At 68.6% G+C, this 9,220-nt stretch carries 6 protein-coding genes; 3 read left to right on the top strand and 3 right to left on the bottom strand.

From position 1 onward, the window contains the following. Positions 1 to 266: 266 nt before the first annotated feature. Positions 267 to 2,990 (bottom strand): aconitate hydratase AcnA, encoded by a 2,724-nt coding sequence (acnA, locus tag CCN35_RS11100; protein WP_067396539.1) that lies wholly within the window; start codon positions 2,988 to 2,990, stop codon positions 267 to 269. A 718-nt stretch (positions 2,991 to 3,708) separates the two neighbouring features. Here acnA and CCN35_RS11090 point away from each other — a divergent pair. The 3 genes from CCN35_RS11090 (at position 3,709) to CCN35_RS28335 (ending at position 7,400) form a co-directional block, all read left to right on the top strand. Beyond that, on the top strand, positions 3,709 to 5,238 hold the full coding sequence (locus CCN35_RS11090; RefSeq protein WP_067396535.1) for a helix-turn-helix domain-containing protein: 1,530 nt from the start codon (positions 3,709 to 3,711) through the stop codon (positions 5,236 to 5,238). A 640-nt stretch (positions 5,239 to 5,878) separates the two neighbouring features. Next, positions 5,879 to 6,247, top strand: a complete 369-nt coding sequence (locus tag CCN35_RS28040; protein WP_143631471.1) for a hypothetical protein — start codon at positions 5,879 to 5,881, stop codon at positions 6,245 to 6,247. A gap of 280 nt (positions 6,248 to 6,527) precedes the next feature. After that, on the top strand, positions 6,528 to 7,400 hold the full coding sequence (locus CCN35_RS28335) for a hypothetical protein (RefSeq protein ID WP_067396533.1): 873 nt from the start codon (positions 6,528 to 6,530) through the stop codon (positions 7,398 to 7,400). 454 nt (positions 7,401 to 7,854) lie between these two features. Here the strand turns inward: CCN35_RS28335 and CCN35_RS11085 are convergent, their stop codons facing one another. Both CCN35_RS11085 and CCN35_RS11080 read right to left on the bottom strand, forming a co-directional pair. After that, positions 7,855 to 8,397 (bottom strand): M15 family metallopeptidase domain-containing protein, encoded by a 543-nt coding sequence (locus tag CCN35_RS11085; protein ID WP_067396531.1) that lies wholly within the window; start codon positions 8,395 to 8,397, stop codon positions 7,855 to 7,857. A gap of 205 nt (positions 8,398 to 8,602) precedes the next feature. Further along, the coding region (locus CCN35_RS11080) for an ABC transporter ATP-binding protein (protein ID WP_107501040.1) at positions 8,603 to 9,220 on the bottom strand (618 nt) is incomplete at its 5' end.

Below are 9,220 nucleotides of genomic sequence, written 5' to 3'. Positions count from 1 at the left end.
GGCGGCCGGGTGGGGATCCGGTGCGGCCGCCGAGGACGTCCTCTGATTGGCATAGACATGACATGTCGGCCCTCGCACCGGCGCTCGTGGGCGGACGGGGCGGGAGCAGCTCGCATCCGGTGTGTTCCGGTCCACCGGATGGGAGCGCTCCCACCTCGCCTGACAGTGAAATTAGCGCGGAGGGCGGCAACTTGTAAACGCCCTTTCGAAAAGCGGAGGACCGCACCCCCGTCGCCGGGGATGCGGCCCCTCGCCCGGGCGCTCCGTTACTTGCGGATCAGGCTGCGCAGCACGTACTGCATGATGCCGCCGTTGCGGTAGTAGTCGGCCTCACCGGGGGTGTCGATGCGGACGACCGCGTCGAACTCGACACCGGTGTCGGTGGTGACCTTCACCGTGCGCGGCGTACGGCCCTCGTTGAGCTCGGTGATGCCGGTGATGGAGAAGGTCTCCTCGCCGGTCAGGCCGAGGCTCTCGGCGGACTGGCCCTCCGGGAACTGCAGCGGCAGCACGCCCATGCCGATGAGGTTCGAGCGGTGGATGCGCTCGTAGGACTCGGCGATGACGGCCTTGACGCCGAGCAGCGCGGTGCCCTTCGCCGCCCAGTCGCGGGACGAGCCGGAGCCGTACTCCTTGCCCGCCAGGACGACCAGCGGGATGCCCCGCTCGATGTAGTTGCGCGAGGCGTCGTAGATGAAGGTGACCGGGCCGCCCTCCTGCGTGAAGTCGCGGGTGTAGCCGCCCTCGGTGCCCGGCGCGATCTGGTTGCGCAGGCGGATGTTGGCGAACGTGCCGCGGATCATCACCTCGTGGTTGCCGCGGCGGGAGCCGTAGGAGTTGAAGTCGCGGCGCTCGACGCCGTGCTCGAGGAGGTACTTGCCCGCCGGGGTGTCGGCCTTGATGGCACCGGCCGGGGAGATGTGGTCGGTGGTGACCGAGTCGCCCAGCTTGGCGAGCACCCGGGCGCCGGTGATGTCCTCGACCGGCTCCGGCTCCAGGCTCATGCCCTCGAAGTACGGGGGCTTGCGGACGTAGGTGGACTCCGGGTCCCACTCGAAGGTGTCGCCGGTCGGGACGGGCAGGGACTGCCACTGGGCGTCGCCGGCGAAGACGTCGGAGTAGCTCTGGCCGAACATCTCCTGGCCGATCGCGGAGGACACGACCTCCTGGACCTCCTGCTCGGAGGGCCAGATGTCCTTCAGGTAGACCGGGTTGCCGTCCTTGTCGTGGCCCAGCGGCTCGGTGGTGATGTCCACCTTCATCGAGCCGGCGATGGCGTAGGCGACGACCAGCGGCGGGGACGCCAGGTAGTTCATCTTGACGTCGGGGTTGATCCGGCCCTCGAAGTTGCGGTTGCCGGACAGCACCGAGACGACGGCGAGGTCGTTGTCGTTGATGGCCTGGGAGACCTCCTCCGGCAGCGGACCGGAGTTGCCGATGCAGGTGGTGCAGCCGTAGCCGACGAGGTTGAAGCCCAGCTTGTCGAGGTACGGGGTGAGGCCGGCCCGGTCGTAGTAGTCCATGACCACCTTGGAGCCCGGGGCGAGGGTGGTCTTGACCCACGGCTTGCGGGTCAGGCCCTTCTCCACGGCCTTCTTCGCCACGAGCGCGGCGCCGACCATGACGTACGGGTTGGAGGTGTTGGTGCAGGAGGTGATCGCGGCCACGACGACGGCGCCGTGGTCGAGCTCGTACTCCGTCCCGTCGGGGGCCTTCACCGGCACCTTGCAGGTCGGGACGCCGTTGGAGATGGCCGGGGCGTCGGAGGCCGGGAAGGACTCCTTGCTGGCCTCGTCGACGTCACCGGCGTCCGTGACGTAGTTGCGCACGTCCTGGCCGAACTGCGCCTTGGCGTCGGCCAGGACGATACGGTCCTGCGGACGCTTGGGGCCGGCGATCGAGGGCACGACGGTGGACAGGTCCAGCTCGAGCTTCTCGGAGAAGTCCGGCTCGAAGTCCGGGTCGAGCCACAGACCCTGCTCCTTGGCGTACGCCTCGACGAGCGCGATCTGCTTCTCGGAACGGCCGGTCAGCCTCAGGTAGTTGATGGTCTCCTCGTCGATCGGGAAGATCGCCGCGGTGGAGCCGAACTCCGGCGACATGTTGCCGATCGTGGCGCGGTTGGCCAGCGGCACGGAGGAGACGCCCGCGCCGTAGAACTCGACGAACTTGCCGACCACACCGTGCTTGCGCAGCATCTCGGTGATGGTCAGCACCAGGTCGGTGGCGGTGGTGCCGGTGGGCAGCTCACCGGTGAGCTTGAAGCCGACGACCCGCGGGATGAGCATGGAGACCGGCTGGCCGAGCATGGCGGCCTCGGCCTCGATGCCGCCGACGCCCCAGCCGAGGACACCGAGGCCGTTGACCATGGTGGTGTGCGAGTCGGTGCCGACCAGGGTGTCCGGGTACGCCTTGCCGTCACGGACCATGACGACACGGGCCAGGTACTCGATGTTGACCTGGTGGACGATGCCGGTGCCGGGCGGAACGACCTTGAACTCGTCGAACGCGGTCTGGCCCCAGCGCAGGAACTGGTAACGCTCCTTGTTGCGGCCGTACTCCAGCTCGACGTTCTGCTTGAAGGCGTCCGGGGTGCCGAACTTGTCGGCGATGACGGAGTGGTCGATGACCAGCTCGGCCGGGGCCAGCGGGTTGATCTTCGCCGGGTCGCCGCCGAGCTCCTTGACGGCCTCGCGCATGGTGGCGAGGTCCACGACGCAGGGCACGCCGGTGAAGTCCTGCATGATCACGCGGGCGGGCGTGAACTGGATCTCCTGCGACGGCTGGGCCTTCGCGTCCCAGTTGCCGAGGGCACGGATGTGGTCGGCGGTGATGTTCGCGCCGTCCTCGGTACGGAGCAGGTTCTCCAGCAGCACCTTCAGGCTGTAAGGCAGTCGGGCCGAGCCCTCGACCTTGTCAATCCGGAAGATCTCGTACGACTCGTCGCCCACCTGCAGCGTGCTGCGGGCGTCGAAGCTGTTCGCCGACACGACAGTCTCCTTCACTATGTGCGCGTACCACCACGATCCTGCCGCCACGGCGTCTCGGCCACTCCAGTAAGGTAAGGCTAAGTTAGGCATGCCTTATCCAGGTGGCGGCTGTGGTGCTCCCGGCAGATATCTCGATGTCGAGATAACTCTAGTACACGGGGGCGGAATGGTCATGCGCGATCACGGACCGAGGCACGTCGCGCACACAGGCGCGGACGGACGCACCACCCGGAACGACCACCCCGCACCCGGCACCCGCACGACATCCCCTCGCACCCGCCCCAGGGGCTCCCAACACGCCGACGCAACACGCCGAGCCGGACACCCGGGGGAACCCGGCGGCGAACACGACCGCCACCACCGCCGCCTCCGCCAAGCCCGGCGACTCCGGCACCCCGCCGCCTCCGACCCTCTCGACGCCTTCGACGCCCTCGGCGCTCTCGACAAGAAGCACCGCACCCCACTCACATCCCGCGAGACCTTCCGCCCCCACCGGGAGATACGACCGAACACCGGCAGACGACTCAGGCCGTTCACCGCCGACAGGAAGTGCGCCCCGCGATCACCCACGACGGCACGGGACAGCCACGGCACAAACAGCTTTAGCTGGATTTTTCGAACAATCTCGAACCCTTGGGGCCAGATGCCACCGACAGCACATCACCCGAATGGACCCCCTCAGGAAGCGCCATCTCATATCTGAGATAACCTCAGCCTCATGACAGACGACTACCTCGTACGCATCGGCAAGCTCATCCGCGACGCGCGGCAGCACCGAGGCTGGACACAGGCGCAGCTGGCCGAGGCGCTCGGCACCAGTCAGAGCGCCGTCAATCGCATCGAGCGCGGCAACCAAAACATCAGCCTTGAGATGATTGCCCGAATCGGGGAAGCCCTGGACAGTGAGATTGTGTCACTGGGCTACGCGGGCCCGATGCACCTGCGCGTGGTGGGAGGGCGCCGTCTGTCGGGCTCCATCGACGTGAAGACGAGCAAGAACGCGTGCGTGGCCCTGCTGTGCGCGTCGCTGCTCAACCAGGGGCGCACGGTCCTGCGGCGCGTGGCCAGGATCGAGGAGGTGTACCGCCTCCTGGAGGTGCTGAACTCCATCGGCGTACGCACCCGTTGGATCAACAACGGCACCGACCTGGAGATCGTGCCGCCGGCCGAGCTGAACATGGACGCGATCGACGCCGAGGCCGCGGTGCGCACCCGGTCCATCATCATGTTCTTCGGGCCGCTGCTGCACCGCATGGACCACTTCAAACTGCCGTACGCGGGCGGCTGCGACCTCGGCACGCGCACCATCGAGCCGCACATGATCGCGCTGCGCCGGTTCGGGCTGGACATCACCGCCACCGAGGGTCAGTACCACGCCGTGGTGGACCGCAGCGTCCGCCCGGACCGCCCGATCGTCCTGACCGAACGCGGCGACACCGTGACCGAGAACGCGCTGCTGGCCGCCGCCCGCCACGACGGCGTGACCGTCATCCGCAACGCCTCCTCCAACTACATGGTCCAGGACCTGTGCTTCTTCCTGGAGGCGCTGGGCGTGCGGATCGAGGGCATCGGCACCACCACGCTCACCGTGCACGGCGTGCCGGTCATCGACACCGACGTGGACTACTCCCCCTCCGAGGACCCGGTGGAGGCGATGAGCCTGCTGGCCGCCGCGGTCGTCACCGAGTCCGAGCTGACGGTGCGCCGGGTGCCGATCGAGTTCCTGGAGATCGAGCTGGCGGTCCTGGAGGAGATGGGCCTCGACCACGACCGCTCGGCCGAATACGTCGCCGACAACGGCCGCACCCGTCTGGTGGACCTCACCGTGCGCCCCTCCAAGCTGGAGGCGCCGATCGACAAGATCCACCCGATGCCGTTCCCCGGCCTGAACATCGACAACGTCCCCTTCTTCGCGGCGATCGCGGCCTCCGCGCAGGGCAAGACGCTGATCCACGACTGGGTGTACGACAACCGCGCGATCTACCTGACGGACCTCAACCGCCTGGGCGGCCGTCTGCAACTCCTCGACCCGCACCGGGTGCTGGTCGAGGGCCCCACCCGCTGGCGCGCCGCCGAGATGATGTGCCCGCCGGCCCTGCGCCCCGCCGTCGTCGTCCTGCTGGCCATGATGGCCGCCGAAGGCACATCGGTGCTGCGCAACGTGTACGTCATCAACCGGGGTTACGAGGACCTCGCGACACGTCTGAACTCGATCGGCGCGCAGATCGAGATCTTCCGGGACATCTGACCCACCGCTGCCGCCGCACTCCCTGCGGCCTGCTGTGCCCTGTGCGCATGCAAGCCCGAAAGGGGTGCGGCGGCGCCTTCGGGACCTCTCCGGGACTGTGGACCGGGACCGGACCGTCCCCGTCGCCGTGAGGTCACCCGAAAACAGCGTCCATGGCGGTGCCGCCCCGTGCGCCCACGACCGGGTGCAGGCCGGCAAGACGTCCTACGCCTCCCGCCGCAACCGGATCCGCCTGCGCGGGCGTGGGCTCGAGGCGACCGTCCCGGTCCCCACCGGCCGTGTCCGCAACGCCCGCAGTCCCGGTCCCGGGGCGGTCGACCGCCGCGGTCCGCCACGCCCCGCTGCCGCGAGCGGCGTAGCCGGCCACGCAAACAAGAAGCAGACCTGCCGCCCGAATCCCTGCTCGCATGCCTCCGGACGCATGGCGACGCCGGACAGGAAGCGACCGTCGGCGCACACCAGCTGACGTCCCTGTTCGGGCCGGGCTTCGCGCTGGCCGCCGACGCCGAATGCGCAGCCGTCCTCGGCTTCGGCCTGGCGCCGTACACCGCTTCACGCGCGCCGCGTTCCCCGGAGCGGTGCTCCGCGTCCTCGAGGCGACCGCATCACCGTCGTGCACCGCCCGGACCACGACGTGACCGTGTCCCGCCTGCTCCGCGCGGTGCCCTCGGAACGAGAGCTGCTGCCCGATCTCCTCGTGGCCGCCCTCTGGACGGAACGCGGACAACGGGAGATCGCCCAGCAGTGCACCGCCAAGTACGCCGTAGGCAACGGCCGGCTGGAGAACCCGCCTCCTCTTCCCACCCGCACCTTGCCCGAGCTGTTCGCCCACGCGTGGGAGCTGGTCAGCGGAGGACAACGGATCCTCGACGTGAGACCTCCGGTGCTCGGGCCGCCTTCTCTCTTCATGGGCTGGGGCGGCCTGAGCGTATGTGCTGGAGGGCCTCATCCGGGAACTGCCCTGGCGCAGCCTGTGGCTGCTCCGGTCCGCTGGAACGGGGATCGTTGAACGGATGCCGCGCTTTCGCAGGTGTTCCCGGGGCGTGCGGGAGAAGTACGCCTTGTCCGCCAGGACGCCGATTGCCTCCAGATACCGGTGGCGGTGGCCCGGAAATTCCGCTCCAACAAATATGCGACTTTCGCACAAACGTGAAATGGAAGTACCCGGCGCACTCGCATCTGCGGCGCCTCGAGGGCTTTGAATCGGCCTGCTGACCGAATTGCCTTCTTGTCGACAAGTCGCTCTCAATCCACCCTTTCAAGGTCACTAGTACCGCCAGGGGGAGAGCGTGCCTTTCAACAGCAGAGACCGAGCCCAGCTTCAGCAAATCATCAAGCAGCTCGGGGAGCTCACCACCGACCTCGCCACCCTCAAGCAGCAGGTCGCCGATCAGCAGCACACCATCGACCAGATCCGGCGAGACACCACCGAGGCAATCAACAACGGGATCACCAGCGGACTTGCGGAGATCCGGGCCATCGCCCGTGAGGCCCTCGCCCGCACCAACGACATCGTCACCGGCCCGGTGGCCAACATCGGCAGTGAACTCGTCGCCATCCGCAGTGCCCTCACTCAGCTCGACAACCGGCTCCAGACGCAGGCTGTCGGCACCCCGCCCCCACCGCCGTCCCCGCCCTCGACGGACACGACCAGTGCGCCCGAGCCGGAACCCGAACCGGAGTCAGCACCCGAACCGGAATCGACCCCCGAGCCGGAATCAACCACCCCCGAACCCCAGCCGGCCGACACCCCCAGCACTCCCGAACCCGACGAGGACACCCTCCGAGCCGCCGCCGGCATCTCCGCGGCCACCCTTCACGCCCACCGCGACACCTGGGAGTTCCTCGTCAAGCACGCCGGAACGGACCAGCACTTCCACCTGCCCGCCGAGGTCCAGGACGCCGCCGGAACCATCCTTGCCAAGGTCTCCGGCCCCACCCTCGTCGCCGCGCTGACCAGCCTCCACCGCGTCAGCCACACCGCCGACGACGCCGGCACCCGCGCGATCGCCGCCCATCTCCACGAGCGGCTCACCGAAACCGTGCAGGAGGTCGTCACCCGGCCCCACCGTGGCGAAGGAGCCGACGCCGTCCGCATCGTCATCGACGACCGTGCCGCCCCCGAACCCGACGACGAGAAACAGCACGCCTCTTCGAGCTGAGCCTCGATCAGGTGATGTCCGCCAAGCACAACACGCGAAGCTCCTGGGCTGTCGGTCAAGGCGTCTTGGCCCGAACGACCTGCTGCCATGGCCGCACCCGTGTTGCCGAGGCAGGCCCATACCCACGCATTCGGCCTCTCCCGCCCCGGAGGCTGAAGGAGGTCAGGCCGTCGCACCGGCGTGCCCTTCGGTGAGGGTCTCCCAGACGTGCCCTTCGGTGAGGGTCTCCCAGGTGATGACGCGGTCGCACCAGCGGTGAAGGAGGGGGGGTCGTGGCTGACGGCGAGCAGGCTCGCGCCGGTGGTGCGGCATCGTGCCGGCGGACAAACCGAGCAACAAGACCGTGGCGGGTCCGCATCGGCCGGTGCGGACCCGCCACACCACGCTCAGATCGGTGCCGGCCCTGTCCTGCCGAAGCCACGGCGACGTGCAGGCAGCTCCGGGAGGTGGTCGATCAGCGAGGCCAGGCGCAGTGCACGTGCCTGCTGTGCCCGGCATTGCCCGGACCGAGGACTTCCGTGGCGCCCAGCTTGCGGCAGGCGGCCATCAGTCCCTTGTGGGGAGCACCCGATCCGACATGCTTCCCGTTGATGTAGGTGATGTCGATCGCCTTCCCCGCGTAGTGGCGGGAGTTGGCGCTGTGCTTGCCTCCGACGATCTCCGACACGGTGATCCGGTACTTGTACTGGGTGTTCAACTTCAGGAGCCCATCGAGCATGCGGGGGTCCAGGGCCACACGACGGTTCGGCTTGTGTCCCCACGGGCTTGTGAGGGCGCCCTTGCCGTTGGCGGTGTCGGTGATGTTCGCCTTGGCGGTGGAGCCCGGATGCTTGCCGCCCACGTGAGCGGTGGCCAGGGAAATACCGCTGTTGGCCAGGATCTTCCGGGCAGTGGCGGCTCGGGTGTCCGGAGCCGCGGTGGCGTGAACCGCGGAGCCGCTCAGGGCCGCTGCGGCGACCGCCACCGTGATCATGCGAGCAAAACGACGTGTCGACATGGTGAGTTGTCCCTTCAAGAACGTGGACCGGAAGGTGGATGTCGGTCCGGGACAACAGGTACAGGTACCGACGGCGCGGACCAGGATGATCTAGAGCGATTCGCCACAACGGGTGACTCAGGGAGGCATCGCCCCAGATCACGGCACCGCGGAGATAACCGGCAGAACACTTCCAGGTGACTTGTCACATCAGGCGACTTTCACATCAGGACGCCTTTTCGGAAGGTGAGGCCGTCGCATCGGCGCGCTCTCCGGTGAGGGTCTCCCAGGTGATGACGCGGTCGCACCAGCGGTGGAGGAGGGTGGGGTCGTGGCTGACGGCGAGCAGGCTCGCGCCGGTGGTGCGGCGATAGTGTTCGACGGCTGCGACCAGGGCGGCGGCCGTGGAGGCGTCGAGCATGGCGGTCATCTCGTCGCAGATCAGCCGGCGCGGGCGCAGGGCGAGGGCGCGGGCCAGGCAGGCGCGCTGGAGCTGGCCGTCGCTGACCTCGTGGGGGCGCCTGGTCAGCAGGTCGGGGGTCAGGCCGACCGCCGCCGACAGGTCGGCGACCCGTTCGGTGATCTCCTCGTGCAGCCCGTTGGCGCGCAGTGGTTCGGCGATGAGGTCGGCGAGCCGCAGTCTGGGGTCCGCGGAGAGGCGTGGCTGCTGGAAGACGACGCCGAAGGTGGTGCGCAGTTCGCGCGGGGCGCGGTGGCGCCAGCGCCGTACGGGTTCGCCGTCGAGGAGCAGGGTGCCCGAGTCGGGGCGGTGCAGCAGGGCCGTGACGCGGGCGAGCGTGGACTTGCCGCAGCCGGTGGGGCCCAGCAGGCCCACGGCCTCGCC

The sequence above is a fragment of the Streptomyces thermovulgaris genome (assembly GCF_002155915.1).
Taxonomy (GTDB): Bacteria; Actinomycetota; Actinomycetes; order Streptomycetales; family Streptomycetaceae; genus Streptomyces; species Streptomyces thermovulgaris.
This window is presented reverse-complemented; position numbering and strand designations above follow the sequence as displayed.

What these genes read in the sequence shown, in the direction of transcription:
- CCN35_RS11090 (WP_067396535.1), top strand. Translation starts at nt 3,709, where the DNA reads ATGACAGACGACTACCTCGTACGCATCGGCAAGCTCATCCGCGACGCG.
- CCN35_RS11085 (WP_067396531.1), bottom strand. Translation starts at nt 8,397, where the DNA reads ATGTCGACACGTCGTTTTGCTCGCATGATCACGGTGGCGGTCGCCGCA.